Source organism: Cyclonatronum sp., from assembly GCF_022565315.1.
Taxonomy (GTDB): domain Bacteria; phylum Bacteroidota; class Rhodothermia; order Balneolales; family Cyclonatronaceae; genus Cyclonatronum.
Genome location: NZ_JAIUMX010000070.1, coordinates 1 through 19,096, shown reverse-complemented (window position 1 = coordinate 19,096; position 19,096 = coordinate 1). Strand labels below are relative to the sequence as shown.

Here is a 19,096-nt window from a genome sequence, read left to right as displayed (position 1 = left end):
GCCTTCACAATCAGCTTTGGTTTGTACATGCCGATCAGCTGAATCAGGCGAAGATCCCGTCATCCTTCACCCCCGAAAACACCAGCCTTGTGTTTTGCGAGTCGGCGGCGGAGGTCTCGAAGCTTCCCTTTCACAAGAAAAAAATTACCTATATCTGGAGCGCACAGCGGCATTTTGCGCGGGAGTGTCTCGATGCCGGCTGGCAGGTGGCCTATCTGAAGGGGGATGATCCTGTCGCGGAGCAGCTCCGGCGCCGGCTCGGCAGCGGGGACCATCAGCTGCACTACATGCAGCCCGCCGAGTACGACCTGCGGCAGCAGCTCGACGCCCTTGCCAAGGAAACCGGCCGCATGAAATACCACCCCAACACCTTTTTTATGTCGGACCCCGAAGAGTGGCGGGAGAAAATGGCCGGCGGCTACCTCATGGAGTATTTTTACCGGGAGATGCGCAAGCGTACCGGCTACCTGATGCAGGGCGGCAAGCCCGAGGGCGGACAGTGGAATTTCGACAAGGACAACCGCAAAAAACTCCCCGCCGGCAAAAAGCCGCCGAAGCCGGTCACTTTTGCCCCCGATGAAATCACCCGGGAAGTCATGCAGGAGGTCGAAGACCGCTTCCCGAATCATTGGGGCAGCACCGGGGGCTTCGACTACGCCGTTGACCGCGCCGGGGCGCTCCGTGCCGCCGACGATTTCTTCCGGAACCGCTTCAAAGAATTTGGCCCTTACGAAGACGCGCTCGTTACCGGCGAGTACGTCGTCTATCACTCCACCCTCTCGATTTACATGAACAACGGCCTGCTCGGGGCCGAAGAACTCTGCCTGCGCGCCCTTGATGCATGGGAAAACGACGCGGCACCCATCAACTCGGTCGAGGGGTACATCCGGCAGATTATCGGCTGGCGCGAGTACATCCGCAACTACTACGAGGCCATGATGCCGCAGGTGCGTGAGGCCAACACCTTCGGGTTCACGCACAGCATCCCCGAGTCGTTCTGGACCGGTGAAACCAAGATGAAGTGCATTAGCGAGTGCGTCAAACCGGTGCTCGAAACCGGCTATTCGCACCACATCCCGCGGCTGATGGTGCTCAGCAACTACAGCAACCTCACCGAAACCGACCCGCGCGAGCTGCTCAAGTGGTTCTGGTACGGCTACCTCGACGCCTGGGAGTGGGTGGTGCTGCCCAACGTGCTCGGCATGAGCACCTTCGCCGACTGCGGCGTGCTGGCCTCCAAACCCTATGTTTCGAGCGGCAACTACATCAACAAAATGGGCGACTACTGCAAAAGCTGCCACTACTCGGTCAGTCAGAAAAGCGGCCCCAAAGCCTGCCCCTTCAACTACCTGTACTGGAATTTCGTGGACAAGCATCAGCCGGCTTTCGAAGAAAACGGCCGCGTTTCGTTCATGCTCAACATGCTCAACAAAAAAAGCGGCGAAGAGCGCCGGCAAATCCGCGAAGATTCCGAGCGCTACATCGACGCCCTCAAACGCTACGAACACCGCTGATTTTTTTATCGGGGGATGTGCTTCCGTCAGCTCCCGCCTGCTATGCCTCAACCGGGCATCTCATCAACAGCCGGCTCCGATTGGGCCGGGGGACCTTATTGATGCTCAGCTTCTGACTCCCATCTCAATTTTCTAAAAAACGCCTCATGAAGAATGTGAACAGCCTTCGGGTTTTTAAACGCAACGAAAACGAGCCCAATCCGGAGGGCGATTTTGTGCTCTACTGGATGCAGATCAACCGCCGCCTGCACTATAATTTCGCGCTTGAGTACGCCGTAGCCTGGGCGAACAAGCTGGGCAAGCCGCTGCTCATCTTCGAGGCGCTCTCCTGCGATTACCCCTGGCGCACCGCACGCACGCACTGGTTCATCATGCAGGGCATGGCCGAACATCAGGAAATCGCTGAGCGGCAGGGTCTCAATTATTACAGCTTTCTCGAGCAGGAAGCCGGTGAATACCCCGCGCTCTTTCGCGAACTTGCCGCAAAATCGTGCATGGTCGTGACCGACGAGTATCCGATTTTCATCATGCGCAAACGCAATGAGGAAATCCCGCAGACGCTGGATGTGCCGTACTATTCCATCGATTCCAACGGCATCATCCCCATGCAAATGAGTGATAAGGATCCGTACTCGGCCTACATTTTCCGCAAAACCATGCAGAAGCATTTCCGGATCTGCTTCGAGAATCCGCCGAAGGAAAACCCCCTCGAAGACCTGCAAAACACGGAGCGGATTGCGATTGATGAAGCCATCACCCGAAAATACCCCGATGCCAAAACCGCGGGCCGCTTCTCAAAAGAGTGGCTTTCGGGCATCGATGTGGATCAGTCGGTGAAGCCGCTGGCGATGGAAGGCACCCGCGCGGCCGGGCTGGAGCGCCTCGCGCAGTTTCTGGAGTTCGACCTCAAAGCCTACGACGAAATCCGAAACGATCCCGACACCGAGGGCACGAGCCGGATGAGTCCGTGGCTGCATTTCGGCAAGGTGAGCGAGTACGAGCTGGCCGAGCTGGCCCTGCGCAGGCAGCCGCGCGACTGGAGCCGCGACACGCTCAAGCCGCAGAACGGCAAGCGCGACGGCTTCTTCGGCGGCGAAACCGGCATCGAAGCCTGGCTCGATGAGCTCATCACCTGGCGGGAGGTCGGCTTCCATTTCGCGCATCACCGGCCGGATTACGACCAATTTGAGTCGCTGCCGGACTGGGCGCAGGAGACCCTCACCGAGCACGAGGCCGATCCGCGGCCCGTGGTGTACACCTACGAGCAGCTGGCCAATGCCGAAACCGATGACGACATCTGGAACGCGGCGCAGCGGCAGCTCGTGCGCGATGGGCGCATCCACAACTACCTGCGCATGCTCTGGGGCAAAAAAGTGCTGCAGTGGACCCCCGACGCCCGCACCGCCCTTGATTACCTCATCCGCCTGAACAACATCTACGCCATCGACGGCCGCGACCCGAACAGCTACTCAGGCATCTTTTGGATTTTCGGCCGCTTCGACCGCGCCTGGGGCCCGGAGCGCAAAATCTTCGGAAAGGTGCGCTACATGACGAGCGACAGCACCCGTAAAAAGGTGAAAATCAAGGAATACCTCAAAAAATACGCCCGCTTTTAGAGAGCGTTTTTTTCGATGGATGCGGGCTGAAGGCCGCCTCAGTTTTCGGGCTCAAGCACGAAGATAGCCGCCACATCCGGCACCGGATTGATGAGCTGCACGTGAAGTCGCCCCTCGCGCAGGGCAAGGCGGGCTTCACCCAGCACATCACCGCGCTCGTTGCGGATTTCGGCGTTCAGCGTGCGTGCAGCGGAACTGCCGCTGAGCGTTGCGCTTACAAAAAGCCGGCCGGAATCGGAAACCGGCTGCAGGCTGGGGTCAACGCGCACGTACTGAAGCGGCCCGCTCACGCGGAACTCCGCCTCGTTCAGGCTGAGGCGAATCCGTGCATCTTCGAGACCGCGGTAGGTATCCGGGGTTATCCAGGTGCCGGTAAACTGCGAGAGGGCGGCGAGTTCGGGTTGCTCGGTTTCATCGAACAAATGAGCCTCAGTATTTTCCGGAACCTGCTCTGATGAGCAGGAATAGACAAAGATGGCGAATAAAAGGAAAATTGAGGAAATAGAAACGACGTTCACGATACTGTATTTAGGTGAAGTAAAGCTCTAAAATAAGCACCAATGCCGCCGCATGCGAAGGAAAGCTGCGGGTTAAACCGGAACGAGTTGCAAAGTTTCTTTAAGAAGACCTTACAAGTTAAAACTATTGAAAAGGCACTACTTAGCTTAAATTCAGGTTTCTGTTTAATGTTTGAACAAATAATCCGTAATCAAATGTACTGCTACTATGCGTAATTACTTGCTGTTAGGCATCTTGGGGGTTTCCTTGCTGGCGTTTCAGGCCTGCGGTGATGCCTCATCACCTTCATCCGACGAACAGGCTGTCGGTTCAAATGTAAATTCCGAGCGCAACACCGAATATCACCGGGTGCGGGTTTCAACCGTTGCGAGCGGGCTTGAAAATCCGTGGGCCGTTGCGTTTCTGCCGGACGGCAGCATGCTGGTTACCGAGAAGCCGGGCAGGCTCAACCACATCAGTGCCGACGGCTCTGAGCGCCGCACCCTCGACGGGCTTCCGCGCATTCATGCTTTTCGTCAGGGCGGGCTGCTCGATGTTTCCGTGCACCCCAGCTATGAGGAAAACGGCTGGATTTACATCACCTACTCCAAGCCAAACGAGGCCGAAGAAACTGCAACCGCGCTGATCCGCGCCCGCATCTACGGCGACAGCCTCGTTGATGTAGAGGAGCTTTTCGTGCAGGATCGTTTCTCGCAGCCCGGCCGCCACTACGGTTCGCGCCTCGCCTGGACCAACGAAGGCCACCTGCTGATGTCAGTGGGCGATCGCGGAGCCAACCCGCCGCGCGCACAGGATCTGATGGACCATGCCGGAACCCTGCTCCGCCTCAACTACGACGGCACCGTACCATCCGACAATCCCTTTGTGGGCCGCAGCGATGCACGGCCTGAGATTTTCTCCTACGGCCACCGCAACATTCAGGGCCTGGTTGTTGATCCCGAGACCAACGAGATCTGGGTAACCGACCACGGTCCGCGCGGCGGCGACCTGCTGAATCGTCCGCAGGCAGGCCGCAACTACGGCTGGCCGACCGTAACGCAGGGCTTCGATTACCGCACCGAAGGCCCGTACCCCGGCTCAGAAGCCCGCGCGATGGAAGGCATCGAAGACCCCTTCTTTGAGTTCCTGCCAACTCTGGCGCCCTCCGGGCTGGCGCTCATCACCCATGAAAGCTTTTCCAACTGGCAGGGCAACCTGCTTGCAGGCGGCCTTCGTCCGCAGCGGATTCTCCGCGTTCTGAAGAGCGATAGCGAAGTGCTGCACCTCGAAGAGCTCTTCACCCAAAGCTTCGGCCGCATCCGCGACGTGCGTCAGGGTCCTGACGGGCACGTGTACATCCTCACCGACGAAAGCAACGGCTCCCTGCTTCGGGTAGAAGCCGTGCCGCGTTCGTAGATTAAATTTCCTGCTCAATCAATAAAAACCCCGGCCGAATGCGCTCAGCCGGGGTTTTTTGTAGGGTGATGTCGTCATGCGGGCACCTTACAGCTTCCGGGCTTCATCCGTTTACGCTTGCAGCGCGGCCATCACGAAGCGGATTTCGCCGTAGGTGTAATCGTCGCCCAGGGCTTCTTTAATGTCGCGCATCAGGCCGGAATCATTCTGCTCAATGGCTTCTTCGATGGCCTTCATTTTGCCGGGATCCACAAAGGTTTCGACCTCCAGCATGCCGCGCTCCACAAAGGAAGCGAGGTGACTTTCAATCGTTGTGGTCTTGAGTTCGCGCTCTTCAGCGATTTCATCGATGGATTTTCCGGCCCGGAAGAGCTGCAGGGTAAGCAGGGCCGTGCTGCCTGCTTCCTTCGGGCGTTTGGAGCGCGGGTAGCTTCCCTTTTTCTTTTCCGGCACAGGCTTGGGTTTTATACCGTTTTCGGTGCAGTAATCTACAATGGCGTCCAGAAAAAACTGTCCGTAGGTTTCCACCTTTTTGGTACCAAAGCCGGTGATGCTGAACAGGTCGGCCTTCTTCTGCGGGTAGTAGGTAGCAAGCTCGTGCAGCGAGGCATCAGAAAGTACCACGAATGGCGCAACGCTTTCGGCATCGGCGATGCTCTTGCGGAGCCTGCGAAGCTGCTGAAACAGGGCCTTGTCGGAGCGCGGAGCCGAAAGCGAAGCAGCTTCGGAGGCTTGAATATTTACAGCAGCGCGCGGCTTGCGCACCATGAATTTGGCCTCACCTCGAAGAATATCCCGGCTTTTTGCCGTGAGCTTGAAAACCGAAATCGGATTCCCCTCCCGCTTCAGAAAGCCCTGCGTAGTGAGTTCGTAGATGATTTCCTTCCAGAATTCGCCGGACTGATCGCTGCCGGCCCCGTAGGTTTTGAGGTCGCGCATCCAGAACTGCACCTTTTTCGACTTTGAGCCGCGCAGCAGCAGCGACACGATTTCAGCCCCGTACTGCTGACCCAGCCGGGCTACGGCCGAGAGCGCTTTTTGCGCTTCGATGGTGTAATCATAGGAAATGTAATCGTGCAGGCACACATCGCAGTTGCCGCAGCTTGAAGGGTGCTCTTCCCCAAAGTACCGCATCAGGTACTCGCGGCGGCAGGTTTTGGCTTCGCAGAAGGCCAGCATCAGGTCGAGCTTGCGCATCATGATGTCGGTCTGCCGCGGGTTGTCTTCGATGGTGGCAAAATACCGCAGGGTACTCAGGTCGCCGTAGTTCAGGAAAAGCAGTGCCGTGCTCGGAAGGCCGTCGCGCCCTGCACGGCCGGTTTCCTGATAGTAGCTTTCGATGTTTTTCGGCATGTTCATGTGCACCACAAAGCGCACGTTAGATTTATCGATGCCCATCCCGAAAGCAATGGTTGCCACCATGATGGGCACTTCATCCTTCAAAAAAAGATCCTGATAAGCCGCGCGCTTATCAGGCGGCAGGCCCGCATGGTAGGGCAGGGCGTTGAAGCCGTGTGACTTCAGCCGGGCAGCGAGCTCCTCGGTGCTGCTGCGCTTCAGGGTGTAGATGATGCCCGATTCCGAGCGGTAGTTTTCCAGGAAATCCAGCAGCTCGCCGAAGCTGTCGGACGGCTGACGCACCTCATACCGGATGTTCTGCCGGTTGAAACTCGAAATAAGCGTGAGCGGCTTTTCGAGGTTCAGCTTATCGGTGATGTCTTTCCGGGTGGTTTCATCGGCGCTTGCCGTGAGCGCGATGACCGGAACGCCCGGGAATTTCTTTTTAAGCGCCGAAAGCTCGAGATAATCCGGCCGGAAATCATGGCCCCAGTGCGAAATACAGTGGGCTTCATCCACAGCGAAAAGGCTGATTGCGGTGCCGCTCAGGATATCCTGAAAGATGGCGTCTCTGCTTTTGAAACGCTCCGGCGCCACATAAAGCAGCCGTATTTCACCGCGTTTGATTTTCTGCGCCGTTTCGAGCTGATCGGCGTAATCGGTGCTCGAGTTCAGGAAGGCCGCCCCCACGCCGTTGGTCCGCAGCGCATCAACCTGATCTTTCATGAGCGCAATCAGGGGCGAAACCACAATGGTGAGGCCCGGCAACAGCAGGGCCGGGATCTGATAGCACAGCGATTTGCCACCGCCGGTGGGCATGAGCACGAAAGTGTCTCTGCCGTTTAAGACCGCCTCAATGGCGTTTTTCTGATTCGGCCGGAAGGCCTCGTATCCGAAATACTCTTTAAGTATGTGTTCTGCTTTTTTCATTGTCATGCCGGTTAAACTAAAATTTCCCGTAATGATTCGCCAACAAAGCTTTCCTTACAAGGAAAATTTTATCGGAACACCTGTTTTAGTTCATGTTAGTGGAATGATGCCGATTGAAGCAGGTGTTACTTTTGATGATTTGCACTGCCGCCGGCTGAATTCCCCCTCCTAAAATTTCTTATCTCTATCCTTCTGCTTTTCATGTGCACACGGGAATTCAGATTTTAACTGTAAACGTTTATATTCACGATGATTTTTTATACCTCATTTAAAATGATATGCTTGACTCTGATTTGACCAAAAAGCTTCAGTCTCTCGCCAAAGACGAAGCCTCGTTCGAAACCCTTAAAGCCCTCTTTCAGGCTGAAGCGGAAAAGGCCCAACAATACAAAACATGGCTGGAACTCCTGGAATCTGCCGTACGCAACGACTACGACTCCATCATCGTGACCGAGCTTGAACTCAATAACCCCGGCCCGCGCATTTGTTATGTAAACGACGGGTTTCAGCGTATGACGGGTTACAAGCGGGAAGAAGTAATAGGCAAAACACCCCGCATGCTTCAGGGTGAAAAGACCGACCGCAAAACGCTCGACCGGCTCAGAGCGAACCTTGAGAAAGGTAATTCATTCTTCGGTCAAACGGTCAATTATCGCAAAGACGGCTCCGAATATATCAATCAGTGGGATATCCACCCGCTCACCAACCGCAGAGGCGAAATCACGCACTGGGTTTCCTATCAGCACGACATCACCGAGCGCAAACGCTCCGAGAAAAAGGTGATGGATACCAACACCAATTTCGATGACCTTTTCGAGGGTTCAAAACAGACCTACGTTGATCTCAGCCTCAACGGATTGGTGCTTGATGCGAATAAAGCTTTCCGCGAGATGCTCGGGTACACCAATGAAGAGCTGCAAAATGCGCAGATATGGGAGTTTACCCCGTCCAATGAAGTGCCCGTACTTAAAACGATTTTTACCAGCTCCGAAAACGATATCAAAAATTCAGCAGAGCCGCTCACCATTATGTTCCGCCGCAAAAACGGCATGCCTGTACAGGCCGAACTCAGCCTCAAGATTCTCAGCAACGACGGTAAAAGAATTGCGCGTGCCGTTGTTTCGAATGTGAGCATGCGGAAAAATGTGCTCGAAATTCTGAAAAAACGGAATCTTGGCTTCGACAAAATTTTTGAGCGCAAGAATGATTTCACCTACGGATTCGAAATTGGCGCTAACGGTCTGCCTGTGATTAAATGGATTTCCGAAGGCTTCGAGGCGCTCACGGGCTACGAGAAAGACGAATGCCACGGCGAAGCAGGCTTCAATAAGCTCATCCATCCCGAAGATCTGCTTGCGGTACGCAGGCACTACAAGGCCATAGCTGAGGGTAAGTCGGCCACACAAACCTTCCGGATTGTTAAAAAATCAGGCGAGGTGGTTTTGGTGATGGACTACTCAAAACCAAATGCTGAAAGCGAAGGCGAGTTTAAAGGCTCGTTTGTAGCTGCCGGTAAAGAAGCCCTCAAAACGGTATAGCCCGATTAACCACCGCTTTAAAATTTAAAGCCCGCCCGGAAACGCTTCAGTGTTTTTCGGGCGGGCTTTTTTTTTGTGAAGGGCATCCCGCCGGGAAAGCCGTAATCAGGCCATTTTTTGCCGGAAAGATTTACCCGTTTGCTGCCGTCTGATTCGAAAAAGCGAAGCCCGGAGTGTGCGATCTCTCCTCACGGAAGTCAGGCGCAGGCATGCTCAGAACCTTTGTTTCAGCAGCCGGCTTTTTCCCGGCGCATTTCCGGACGATTTCAAAATTGCTGTACAGGGAGAACAGGGTATCACAAACTTCTGTGAGGATGTCGGGGTAGTTCACAGGTTCCGGAGCGGGGAGTGCGAGCATGTTCTGCAGGGCAATTCCGAACTCAGCGTCAACTTTGTGAAGTACCGGCACCCCGATCTGTTCCAAGGCTGCAGCGTTGCAGTGCTGCTCGTACTGCTGCTTCATCGGGATGCAGAGCATGCGCTTGCCGAGGAACAGGCCCTCCGAGGGCGACTCAAAGCCGGCACCGCACACCAGCGCCGTGCAGCCTTCAAGGCTTTTTAGGTAAGCTTCGCTGCTAACCGGGTAAATTTCAACCATGCCGCTTGTGCGCGGCTGCTGCTCGTGTTTGGTGAACAGATGCACAGGCCGCCCGGTCTGCTGCAGATAGGGAAGCAGGCGCTCGGGGCTGTAGGCCGGCAGGTAAACGGTGATGTGCCCCTGATCGGTAGGGTGCAGGCTCCTCACCTCATCCCGGATTACAGGTGTGAGGATGTGATGATCATACGGCTGATAGTGAAACCCGATGGCCGTATCAACCGGGGCAAAGCTCCGGAAAAGAAGCTCCCCAAACCACTGCCGGTCCGCCGGCCGCGGCGATTTGTCCGACAGGAAGGCCGCCTGATGGCTCACGCCTATGCAGGGCACGCAGGCGAGCTTTGCAGCCCAGGCCGATACCGGCTCGAAATCGGTTACAACCAGATCGTACTCCTTTACCGGCAGCGTGCGGATGCTCTTCCAGAACGCGGCCGGTTTGGAGCGAAGGACAGATTGCCAGTAATTGATGCCGCCGTTTTTGCCAAACGTAAATCCCAGCCCGGGATACTGATATTTAACCGGAAAGGCTGAAGTGATTTCGCTGCTGTGGCCGCTCACCAGAACATCCACTTCTGCGTACTCGCTCAGCCGGGGCAGGATGGCGTTTGCCCGGCTCATGTGCCCGTTGCCAGTGCCCTGAATGCCGTATAAAATTTTCATACTCAGTATCTCCCGTTTGAAGTGAATGGCCGTATTTCAGCCGCATGGCGCACCAGCTGCCCGCCGGCGAGCTCTTCCAGAACCATGTCCGCAAAGGAAATGGCGGGGATGCCGCTTTGCTCGAGCACGGCTTCTTCGGCGTCTGCTTCCGCTTCGCCGGCTTCGGCGAAATCGGTCTCGTCGAAGCGGTACATCGACCACTCGCCCTTGGTGTACTCCAACGCGGAGAGGTTTTCAATCCAGTCGCCGGAGTTCAGGTAAGTGACCCTGCCGCGCTCGTTTGTGACCTCTTTGATGGCCGGCCGGTGGATGTGCCCGCAAATCACGTAATCGTAGCCGTTTTCGATGGCAAGGTCGGTGGCCGTACGTTCAAAGTCATCCACGAACCGGACCGCAGATTTCACACCGTCCTTGATTTTTTTGGAGAGGGAAATCTTGCTGTACCCAAGCGAAGTAGAAATAAAATTCACAAAGCGGTTGATCAGGATGAGCAGGTCGTAGCCGAAGCCGCCCAGCTTGGCCAGCCATTTGGAGTAGCGCATGGTAACATCAAAAACATCCCCGTGAAAAAACCAGGCCGTTTTCCCGTTGAGGCGGAGCAGCAGCTTGTCGGCCAGATGAAAATTACCAGTCTCGAAATTGCTGAAGCGCCGCAGGTTCTCATCGTGGTTACCGGTAAGGTAGTACACCTTTGTGCCTTTGCTCATCATGCTGATGATCCGTTTTAGCACCTTGAGGTGACTTTTCGGGAAGTAATATTTCCGGAACTGCCACATGTCCAGAATGTCGCCGTTCAGCACCATAATGGCAGGGTTCACGCTTTTAAGGTAGGTATTGAGTTCTTCGGCATGGCAGCCGTACGTGCCAAGGTGCACATCAGAAAGTACCAGCAGGTCCAGTTCGCGTTTATCGGCCATGTAAAGGTAGGGTTGGTTTTGGGTTCAGTTCTGTTCTGTTTGTGAGTTGGAGCAAGGTAAAGGGCATCATCCGTCAGGTAGCAGAGGTGCCGGCTGAGGCCCGGCGGCGGCGGTTAAAGCCTTTGCGAAGCAGCTTACCAATACCGCCGCCCCAGCCTGTTGCGGGCCGGTTCACCGGCAGATTTACCGCAATGAGCGGATGCGTGCCGTGGAAAAGTTTGTAGAGGAAATGCTGAAGAAAATCGAAGGTCGCAAAGCCAAACGCCAGATAAACCCACCCACTCGCAAACCAGGAGGCGGGGCTTACCACGGTAATGAACAGCTGCGCAGCGAGCATCGCCCAGACCACTACGTTCACAAGATGCACCGCAAACAGGGCAATCAGCTGATAGCGGCGCAGCACGAAGAAAAACCGAAGCAGCAGGTAATAGCAGCCAAACGAAGAACTGTTTATGAAGGCACAGCCCAGCAGCGCAAAGTAGTCGGCCTCCGTGTTCGCATAAAGCAGGGTGAGCAGCACGGCCGTGAGCGCAAACAGCGGACTAAGCGCAAGCTGCCGCATTTTTTGGGAAAGGACCCGAGGCGTAAGGCCGAGTTTCATCACACAAAAAGAAATGGATTTCCGGGAGGTAGCTGCTGCCCCGTTCGGCCGCTGTTCAGGGCCGGAGCAGCCAAACGGGAGCTGAAGCAAACAAGCCCGCCGGCTTGCGGGCCGGCGGGCTTTTTGAGGATTGTTTGAGGTCGTTTGCGGGAGCTAAGCTCCCTGTTTATACCTGTCACGATGCTGCCCTGAAAAGAGGAAGGAAACCATAAACCGGTCAGCACGCGGAAGGCGGCTGCCGTTTTCTGAGTACGCCCCTAAACTAACCATCCAATGTTTCCCAACTGTTAAGGCTGTGTAACCGCCAGGTTATCCGCCGGAAACTTCGCGTTTCATCCTTGGCTTATTTGGTGCTATTTTCGCACAGCTCACCCTCAATCAACCTTTGCAAACCGATGGAATCGAATGTTCTGACGGCAGTTTTTCTGCCCCTCGCCCTGGCTTTTATCATGATGGGCATGGGGCTATCCCTCCGCCCGGATGATTTTCGCCGCATAGCGCTCGCCCCCAAAGCAGCGATCATCGGGCTTGCCGCGCAGCTTGTGCTGCTGCCCGTCGTCGGTTTCTTGCTCGTGAAGCTTTTCGGCCTCACCGGCGCCCTCGCCGTCGGACTCATGATTATCGCGGCCTGCCCCGGCGGCCCCACTTCCAACCTCGTCTCTCACCTCGCCCGCGGCGACCTTGCCCTGTCCATCAGCCTCACGGCCGTAAGCTCGGTCATCACCATCGTAACCATCCCCCTCATCGTGAACCTTTCCATCGGCTGGTTCGGGGAGGAGGGCAGCGTAACCCTGCCGGTTCTGCGCACCATTATTCAGATTATGGGCGTAACCCTCATCCCGGTCGCCATCGGTATGTTCATCCGTCACCGGAATCCCGTCTTCTCAAAAAAATCAGAACGGCCGGTGAAAATCATCTCTGCGGTCTTCTTCACCCTCATCGTTATCGCCGCCCTGCTCAAGGAGCGCGAGCAGCTCCCCACCTTCTTCATGCTCACCGGCCCCGCCGTGCTCACCCTCAACGCCGTCACCATGTCGGCCGGCTTTGCCCTCGCCCTCGCCTTCGGACTCTCCGCCCGGCAGCGCCTCACCGTTGCCATCGAAAGCGGCATCCAAAACGGCACCATGGGCATCATGATCGCCGCAACCCTGCTCCAAAACTCTGTGATGGTAATCCCCGTAGCCATGTACGGCATCCTCATGTACGGCTCGGCCGTGCTCGTCATCTTCCTTGGAAACAAATACATCCGGCCCGAAAAGACAAAACCCGAACTCGAGATTTCATAGCCCTGAACCCGCCGCCGTGTGGGTTCCTGCTTCTGTTTTTTTTTTGGGGGGGGGAACTCCGTGCACATCACGGTCTGCAGTGCCTGTGAACAATCCCAAATCAACGGAATGGCCCTTGCTTTTTGGGTTCAGGCGCGCCATCCGAAGCTGATTCACTGCGGACCTTTTCAGCTTGCCGCCGCCTGCGTGAGCTTGTATTCGATAATCAGGCTTACGAGCACGCACTGAAACCATTTTTCGATACCTGCAGGCAAATCGGCTTCAAAAACATTGGTGAAAAATCCGCTTCGGCTGATTGTGCCGATGTAATCACCATCTTCGCCCAGCGACAGCCCGAAATTCGTCTGCAAGATGTTGGTGGGCCGCAGCACAAAGGTCCGCTCTTTGTAATACACCAAAATGCGGGGTTTGAAAGAGAACAGTTTTTTTTCCACCCGCGCGATTTCAGTATCACCCGCCATCACAATCCGGTTGGAGCTGTACCACTTCTCGGATTTGAGAAAGAGGGTTTTTTCAGGCAGTTCAATCACAAAGAGGTTCTTCCAGTGTTTTTTTACAATGGTACCGATTTTCACATCGTCATCTAAAATGTCGTATTGGGATTTAAAGCTGTTTGTTGATTTAAAGGAAAGCATGGGCACAAATTATCAGTTGCTGCTGTTCTGGTTGAATCCTGTTAATGAGCTGAATTAACTCAGCTTCCGGTCAAAAATGGCTGTGAACCAAAAGACAGGATTGTGGTATCATACGGAATCGGGATACAGAAGATAATCGTAAATCAGCTTTAATAATATTCGGAGGCAAATGGCGGACTGGCAAACTTTTCTGGACTGGTTCATGGGGCTTGGTGAGCCGTACGGGGTAAATCCCGTCATTTTTGGCAGCATCTATGTAGGGGCGGTTCCGTTTTTTTGGCTGGCGATGGCCTGGCTGGCACGGAACATCAAACGGAAAAAGCCGGTCACCGGCCCGGTGCTCATGGCAAGTGCCTGCGCGGTTTCGGCTTACGTGTACCTGATTATTGCCGGGGAAAATGTGCCGGCCTGGGTGTATGTTTTCATTGTGGCCATCATCGTGTATGCCATTTGGTCAACCCTCCGAAAAGCGCGGCTGAAAATGAAGCAGGCCGCCGAAACCGAAATTCAGGGCGAAATGCAGCCGAAACCTGCCGCTGACCCCAACCTTACTCCCAAACCCTGAGGCATAACCAGAATATGGCAAAGTTTGAATATGATTTAATTGTGATAGGCGGCGGCGCGGCAGGGCTTACCTCTGCGGGCATGGGCGCCGGATTCGGCGCAAAAACCATGATGATTGAAAAAGCCCGCCTCGGCGGCGACTGCACCTGGTACGGCTGCGTGCCGAGCAAAATTATGCTGAATCTGGCCAAAAAGGCGAAAATCCGCGGTGAGAAGGCTGATTTTGCGGAAGTTTCCGAAACCCTCAACCGCATCCGGGAGGAGGTGTACGAAGATGCCGATCATCCCGATATTTTCCGGAAGATGGGCATTGAGGTGGTTTCGGGCGAGGCGGCCTTCACCGGAAAAAACACCCTGCAGATTACCCTGCCCGACGGCAGCCTGCGCGGGGTCACGAGCCGTTACTTCCTTGTTGCGAGCGGCAGCCGGGCCTTTGTGCCGCCGGTGCCGGGTTTGTCTGAAACACCGCACTTAACCAATCACACGCTGTTCGAGCAGACCAAGCGGCCGGAGAGCATGATCATTATCGGGGGCGGCCCCATCGGCACGGAAATGGCGCAGGCGTTTCAGCGCATGGGCACGCAGGTAACGGTGGTGGATATGGGTGATGAAATTCTGAGCAAAGACCTGCCACAGTTTGCGGCATTGCTGCGGGGCGTGCTCGAGGCCGAAGGCGTGCAGTTCAGGCTCGGCAGCCGGGTGCAGGCCGTGAGCGGCGATGCCCGGCAGGTGCAGGTCAGCATCACCAAAGCTGACGGCAGCACTGAAACCCTCACCGCTGAGAAGCTGCTCGTTGCCGCGGGCCGCATCCCCAATACCGAAGCACTCGGCCTCGATAAGGCCGGGGTGCAGTTCACCCAATCGGGCGTCACGGTTAACGACCGATGCCGGACCAGTCAGCGGCATATTTATGCCGCGGGCGACGTTACCGGCCGGTTTCAGTTCACGCACATGAGCGAGCACATGGCCAAGGTAGCCGTCACCAACATGCTGCTGAAAGTGCCCATGAAAATTGATGCCGCGCATCTGCCCTGGGCTACCTTCACCGATCCGGAAATCGCGCACCTCGGCCCCACTAAAGCCGAGCTTGACGCCGCGGGCACGTGCTACGAAACCTACCGCTTCCCCTACAAAAAAGTCGACCGGGCCATCACCGATGAGGTCACCGAGGGATGGATTCACGTGTACGCCAAAAAGTTCAGCGGCAAAATTCTGGCTGCCGACATCGCGGGCGCGCACGCCGGCGACCTGATCGGGCAGTTTGCCCTCGCCATGCGCAACGGCCTCACCCTGCGCAACATGGCCGACACCATTTTCCCCTACCCAACCTATGCCCTCGGCGCGCGCCGGGCCGCCGATCAGTGGTACATCAAAAACCAGAGCGTCGGCCTCGTGAAGTGGATCCGCCGCATCTTCGGCTACCGCGGCCCCCTGCCCGACCTCAGCGACCCGGACCGGATTGTGTGAGGGGGGGCTGGCTAAAAGCTTCCGTTTTTCGCAAAGGCATCCCAGTACAGCAGGTTCGGGATGCCTTCCTGCGGGGGCAGCGGGATGTCGTCGGCAGAAATAAGCAGCTTGGGATGTGCATCCCTGATATTCAGAAGCGGCGCATAATCGCGGGCTTTCGTCCTCTCATCGGTGAGCTGCCAGGCAACTTGCAGGTAGCGTGTTTCCTCCCCCAGACTCGCCACAAAGTCGATTTCCTTGTCCTGATGCTGACCTGTGTAAACCGTGTAACCTCTGGCAAGCAGCTCGATATACACAAGGTTTTCCATGAGATGTCCCCAGCCGAGGTGTACACCCGGGAACAGGTAGTTTTTGAAGGTCAGGTCGTTGAGATAATATTTTGCGCTGCCGGATAAAACATCTTTCCCCTTAATCTGGTACCGCTCACACTTATGGATGATGAAAGCATCCTCCAGGTATCGGATATACTGTGCCGCCGTTTCGTAGTTTGTTTTTCTGCCCTGACCCTTGAAGTAAGCTATAAGCCGGTTCACGGAAATCAGGCTTCCGGCGTTTGCCGCAATAAAGGTGAACAAATCTTTTAGCAGGCTTACATCACGGATGTGGTGCCGCTCCACAATATCGCGCAGGATAACGGTATCGTAAACGGCGCTTACGTAGTGCCGTCGCGACTCCTCATCCGGGAGTTTGAAAAGCTCCGGCAGTCCGCCGGTTTGCAGGAACTTCAGGAAAGAGGCTTTTCCGGCTGGAAGGCTGCTGATGGCCAGAAATTCATCATAACAAAAAGCGGTCACCAAAAAAGAAACGTACCTGCCCGAAAGGTGGGTCGCGAGTTCACCGGAAAGCAGCTGCGCATTTGAGCCTGTAATGAAAATCCGGTAGTTGCGGGTGTAGTCTTGCGAGAGGGAGTTTACCGCTTTTTCCCAGTTCTGTATGTTTTGGATTTCATCAATAAACAGGTAGCGGGTCTGTATGCCCGGGATGCTGCTGAAATACGATTCGCAGAAGTCTGCGAGATCGCGCCCGTCTTTGAGGAAATCAAAGTCTGTGAACTCTTTGTTGATGTACAGGGTGTGCGCCGGCGGGGTGCCATCATCGATGATATCACCGATAAGCTGCCGCATCAGGTAGCTTTTCCCGACCCGCCGCTGCCCGACAAGTACGCGCACGAGGGCGCTTTGCCGGAATTTCCGCACTGCATGAAGGTAGCGTTCCCGCCTGACACCCGTGTCAGGGCGTGCGGTCCAAAAGTTGTAGCGGGCGATATGACTGATATTTTCAAGCATACCTGAAAATATGCCGAAAATCCCAAAACTTTCAGGTATAACCGAAACTTTTCTTCAAAACTCCCAAAAATTCAGATATACCTGAAAAAAACTACCCCATCACGACCGCCCGGCCTGTTTCGGCGCTTTCGCGGAGGGCGTCGAGGGTTTGCATGTTGGCGAGGCTTTCCTGCAGGGGGATGGCCGGGGCGGCTTCTCCGCGCACGAGGCGGGCGAAATGTTCGGCCTGCCGGGTGAAATGGTTCGCGGCCGGGATTTGGGTTTCAGCCGCATCACCCTTCGCAAAAACGCGCACTACGGCCGCCTGATCGGCCGGCGGGTTGAAGGGCACCGGAATTTCGATCCGGCCCGCATCACCCGTAATCACCAGGCCCTGCCACAGGTTGGCGGCCGTTGCAGCGGTGAAGGTTGCCGTCGCATCCCCGAAATCGAGCAGGCCGCTCGCGATGCGGTCGGTGCCGTAGCGCTCGTCTTTCACGAGCAGGGCCATCACGCGCTGCGGCTCCCGGCCCATAATCCAGCGGGCGGAGGAAACCCCGTAGCAGCCGATATCCAGCAGTCCGCCGCCGCCGTATTCGGGCTTGTTCCGGATGTTATCCGCCTCGGTGTTGAAGTAGCTGAAGTGCGCGTGCACGGTCTGTACGCGGCCGATGGCGCCGCTGCGCAGCTGCCCGATCACGTACGCCCACTGCGGGTGATGCCGGTACATGAAGGCTTCGGCCAAAACCAGCCCTGGGTGCTGTGCCGCCGCTTCCTGCAGGCGGCGGACTTCCCCCGCGTGCAGCCCCAGCGGCTTCTCGCAGAGCACATGCTTGCCGGCTTCGAGCGCCCGCACGGTCCAGGGCAGGTGCAGGTGATTGGGCAGGGGGTTGTACACCGCGTCGATTTCCGGATCGGCGAGCAGGGCTTCGTAGCTGCCGTACGCCTGCGGGATGCCGAGTTCCTGCGCGGCCTGCCGGGCGGCGTCATCATTCCGGGAGGCAATGGCGCGGATCTCGGTTCGGGCCGCCTGCTGCATGGCCGGTATCACATATTTGCGCCCGATTTTGGCGGTGCTGAGGATGCCCCAGCGCAATGGTTGGCTCATAATGTCGGTATCCGGTTAAGTTGGGTTTGGTTTCTTTTAGGGTGATGCGCTCAGTGCCCGTGGCCGGCATGGTTCCCGTGCGCCGCGCCGGTTTGTCCGTCGGAGCGGTACGCAAAGGCCGGCCTGTTGAGCGGCTGCGCATCCCCGTTTTCATCGAGCAGCCAGTGCTGCCGCGGGGCGAGCCCTTCGTGGACCGTAACCTGACCCGAGGGCCAGCGGACTTCCGCCCGAATGCTGCCGCTGTAGCCGGCCAGGCCCACGTGCTGCCGCAGGGGCGAGGCCCCGAAGCTGCCGCCGCTCCTCACCGTGGTGAAGCGCACAAAGCCGGGTTCTTCTTCGGCCTCAACCCGGATGCGCGCACCCAGCCCGGCGCGGTTCGACTCCCGCCCGCGCAGTTCCAGCGAAATCCAGTTTTCGCCCGCAGCCTGATTCACGAAAAAGGCGTTCATATAGTTGTCGCCTTCCAGTGCGCCGCCGATGTTGGCGTGGATATCGGCCCGGCCGTTGTGGTTGAAATCCGCGAAGGAAACCGCGTGCCCTTTCTGAAGATGTCCGAGACGGCTCTGAAGCGTGACTTCAGCGAAGCGCCCATCACCCTGATTCAAAAAGGCGCGGTTCGGCATGAGCGCCTGAAGATCGGGGTCGCCGGTGCCGAGGTACATATCCGGGTAGCCGCTGTTGTTGAAATCGCCGAAATTGGCGCCCATGGTGTACATGAGCTTCCACAGACCGGCCTCCTGCGTGATGTCGGTGAAGGTGCCGTCGCCGTTGTTGCGGTACAGGCGCGGCCGCTCGCCCAGCGGCTGCATGCCGAGGTACTCACGCGCGGTATCGCCGGGATCCATGAAGTAGCCCGACACAAACAGATCTTCGAAGCCGTTTTGGTTGAAATCCCAGAACCAGCTCGTGAAGCTTGCCATCGGCTCACCCACGCCGGCCTGTGCGCTCTGTTCTGCGAAGGTCCAGCGGCCGTGCTCATCCGGACCCTGATTTACAAAAAGGAGGTTGGGTTCGCCCATGCGCGACACGTACAAATCCTGCAGGCCGTTGTTGTTGATATCGCCCCAAACCGCGCCTTTCACGAAGCCATCGGCGATGAGGCCGGTTTGCCGGGAAACATCGGTGAAGGTGCCGTCGCCGTTGTTGCG

Annotated in this window: 17 protein-coding genes; 8 read left to right on the top strand and 9 right to left on the bottom strand. The window is 56.6% G+C overall.

Annotated elements, in window-relative coordinates:
- Both LAT75_RS10915 and LAT75_RS10910 read left to right on the top strand, forming a co-directional pair.
- Nucleotides 1-1,514 (top strand): cryptochrome/photolyase family protein (locus LAT75_RS10915; protein WP_291482697.1); only part of this gene is annotated, 1,514 nt, incomplete at its 5' end.
- A 146-nt stretch (nucleotides 1,515-1,660) separates the two neighbouring features.
- On the top strand, nucleotides 1,661-3,130 hold the full coding sequence (locus LAT75_RS10910) for a deoxyribodipyrimidine photo-lyase (RefSeq protein WP_291482696.1): 1,470 nt from the start codon (nucleotides 1,661-1,663) through the stop codon (nucleotides 3,128-3,130).
- Between the two features lie 38 nt (nucleotides 3,131-3,168).
- Here the strand turns inward: LAT75_RS10910 and LAT75_RS10905 are convergent, their stop codons facing one another.
- Complete coding sequence (locus LAT75_RS10905) at nucleotides 3,169-3,648, bottom strand: hypothetical protein (RefSeq protein ID WP_291482695.1); 480 nt, start codon at nucleotides 3,646-3,648, stop codon at nucleotides 3,169-3,171.
- A gap of 208 nt (nucleotides 3,649-3,856) precedes the next feature.
- Here LAT75_RS10905 and LAT75_RS10900 point away from each other — a divergent pair, with 208 nt between their 5' ends.
- Entirely contained in the window at nucleotides 3,857-5,044 is a 1,188-nt protein-coding gene (locus LAT75_RS10900) for a PQQ-dependent sugar dehydrogenase (RefSeq protein ID WP_291482694.1), read from the top strand.
- A gap of 111 nt (nucleotides 5,045-5,155) precedes the next feature.
- Here LAT75_RS10900 and recQ read toward each other — a convergent pair whose 3' ends face one another.
- On the bottom strand, nucleotides 5,156-7,312 hold the full coding sequence (recQ, locus tag LAT75_RS10895; RefSeq protein WP_291482693.1) for a DNA helicase RecQ: 2,157 nt from the start codon (nucleotides 7,310-7,312) through the stop codon (nucleotides 5,156-5,158).
- 31 nt (nucleotides 7,313-7,343) lie between these two features.
- Between recQ and LAT75_RS10890 the strand changes: the two genes are divergently transcribed.
- Both LAT75_RS10890 and LAT75_RS10885 read left to right on the top strand, forming a co-directional pair.
- Nucleotides 7,344-7,484, top strand: coding sequence for a hypothetical protein (locus LAT75_RS10890; RefSeq protein WP_291482692.1), 141 nt, complete (start codon nucleotides 7,344-7,346; stop codon nucleotides 7,482-7,484).
- A gap of 106 nt (nucleotides 7,485-7,590) precedes the next feature.
- Nucleotides 7,591-8,850: a PAS domain S-box protein gene (locus tag LAT75_RS10885; protein ID WP_291482691.1), complete on the top strand. Its 1,260-nt coding sequence runs from the start codon at nucleotides 7,591-7,593 to the stop codon at nucleotides 8,848-8,850.
- 130 nt (nucleotides 8,851-8,980) lie between these two features.
- Here the strand turns inward: LAT75_RS10885 and LAT75_RS10880 are convergent, their stop codons facing one another.
- From LAT75_RS10880 to LAT75_RS10870, 3 genes are all read right to left on the bottom strand, one after another.
- A complete protein-coding gene (locus tag LAT75_RS10880; protein ID WP_291482690.1) occupies nucleotides 8,981-10,105 on the bottom strand; it encodes a glycosyltransferase family protein in 1,125 nt (374 codons plus the stop codon).
- 2 nt (nucleotides 10,106-10,107) lie between these two features.
- Nucleotides 10,108-11,022 carry a UDP-2,3-diacylglucosamine diphosphatase gene (locus LAT75_RS10875; protein WP_291482689.1) on the bottom strand — a complete coding sequence of 305 codons (915 nt, stop codon included), beginning with the start codon at nucleotides 11,020-11,022 and terminating at the stop codon, nucleotides 10,108-10,110.
- A gap of 73 nt (nucleotides 11,023-11,095) precedes the next feature.
- Nucleotides 11,096-11,623 (bottom strand): hypothetical protein, encoded by a 528-nt coding sequence (locus LAT75_RS10870; protein ID WP_291482688.1) that lies wholly within the window; start codon nucleotides 11,621-11,623, stop codon nucleotides 11,096-11,098.
- Nucleotides 11,624-11,973: 350 nt separating this feature from the next.
- Between LAT75_RS10870 and LAT75_RS10865 the strand changes: the two genes are divergently transcribed.
- On the top strand, nucleotides 11,974-12,909 hold the full coding sequence (locus tag LAT75_RS10865; RefSeq protein ID WP_291482687.1) for a bile acid:sodium symporter family protein: 936 nt from the start codon (nucleotides 11,974-11,976) through the stop codon (nucleotides 12,907-12,909).
- A gap of 167 nt (nucleotides 12,910-13,076) precedes the next feature.
- Here the strand turns inward: LAT75_RS10865 and LAT75_RS10860 are convergent, their stop codons facing one another.
- Nucleotides 13,077-13,544 carry a hypothetical protein gene (locus tag LAT75_RS10860; protein ID WP_291482686.1) on the bottom strand — a complete coding sequence of 156 codons (468 nt, stop codon included), beginning with the start codon at nucleotides 13,542-13,544 and terminating at the stop codon, nucleotides 13,077-13,079.
- Between the two features lie 169 nt (nucleotides 13,545-13,713).
- Here LAT75_RS10860 and LAT75_RS10855 point away from each other — a divergent pair, with 169 nt between their 5' ends.
- The gene (locus LAT75_RS10855) at nucleotides 13,714-14,109 is read left to right on the top strand and encodes a hypothetical protein (RefSeq protein WP_291482685.1); all 396 of its coding nucleotides are present in this window, start codon (nucleotides 13,714-13,716) and stop codon (nucleotides 14,107-14,109) included.
- Nucleotides 14,110-14,123: 14 nt separating this feature from the next.
- Entirely contained in the window at nucleotides 14,124-15,575 is a 1,452-nt protein-coding gene (locus LAT75_RS10850) for an FAD-dependent oxidoreductase (protein ID WP_291482684.1), read from the top strand.
- Between the two features lie 11 nt (nucleotides 15,576-15,586).
- Here the strand turns inward: LAT75_RS10850 and LAT75_RS10845 are convergent, their stop codons facing one another.
- The 3 genes from LAT75_RS10845 to LAT75_RS10835 form a co-directional block, all read right to left on the bottom strand.
- The gene (locus LAT75_RS10845) at nucleotides 15,587-16,861 is read right to left on the bottom strand and encodes an ATP-binding protein (RefSeq protein WP_291482683.1); all 1,275 of its coding nucleotides are present in this window, start codon (nucleotides 16,859-16,861) and stop codon (nucleotides 15,587-15,589) included.
- 91 nt (nucleotides 16,862-16,952) lie between these two features.
- Nucleotides 16,953-17,948, bottom strand: a complete 996-nt coding sequence (locus tag LAT75_RS10840; protein WP_291482682.1) for a Gfo/Idh/MocA family oxidoreductase — start codon at nucleotides 17,946-17,948, stop codon at nucleotides 16,953-16,955.
- 50 nt (nucleotides 17,949-17,998) lie between these two features.
- Nucleotides 17,999-19,096: CRTAC1 family protein (locus LAT75_RS10835; RefSeq protein WP_291482681.1), on the bottom strand; the 1,098-nt coding region annotated here is incomplete at its 5' end.

Coding starts and splice junctions, on each gene's coding strand:
- LAT75_RS10910 (WP_291482696.1), top strand. CDS start 1,661: ATGAAGAATGTGAACAGCCTTCGGGTTTTTAAACGCAACGAAAACGAG.
- LAT75_RS10900 (WP_291482694.1), top strand. CDS start 3,857: ATGCGTAATTACTTGCTGTTAGGCATCTTGGGGGTTTCCTTGCTGGCG.
- recQ (WP_291482693.1), bottom strand. CDS start 7,312: ATGAAAAAAGCAGAACACATACTTAAAGAGTATTTCGGATACGAGGCC.
- LAT75_RS10890 (WP_291482692.1), top strand. CDS start 7,344: ATGATTCGCCAACAAAGCTTTCCTTACAAGGAAAATTTTATCGGAACA.
- LAT75_RS10885 (WP_291482691.1), top strand. CDS start 7,591: ATGCTTGACTCTGATTTGACCAAAAAGCTTCAGTCTCTCGCCAAAGAC.
- LAT75_RS10880 (WP_291482690.1), bottom strand. CDS start 10,105: ATGAAAATTTTATACGGCATTCAGGGCACTGGCAACGGGCACATGAGC.
- LAT75_RS10875 (WP_291482689.1), bottom strand. CDS start 11,022: ATGGCCGATAAACGCGAACTGGACCTGCTGGTACTTTCTGATGTGCAC.
- LAT75_RS10870 (WP_291482688.1), bottom strand. CDS start 11,623: ATGAAACTCGGCCTTACGCCTCGGGTCCTTTCCCAAAAAATGCGGCAG.
- LAT75_RS10860 (WP_291482686.1), bottom strand. CDS start 13,544: ATGCTTTCCTTTAAATCAACAAACAGCTTTAAATCCCAATACGACATT.
- LAT75_RS10855 (WP_291482685.1), top strand. CDS start 13,714: ATGGCGGACTGGCAAACTTTTCTGGACTGGTTCATGGGGCTTGGTGAG.
- LAT75_RS10850 (WP_291482684.1), top strand. CDS start 14,124: ATGGCAAAGTTTGAATATGATTTAATTGTGATAGGCGGCGGCGCGGCA.
- LAT75_RS10845 (WP_291482683.1), bottom strand. CDS start 16,861: ATGCTTGAAAATATCAGTCATATCGCCCGCTACAACTTTTGGACCGCA.
- LAT75_RS10840 (WP_291482682.1), bottom strand. CDS start 17,948: ATGAGCCAACCATTGCGCTGGGGCATCCTCAGCACCGCCAAAATCGGG.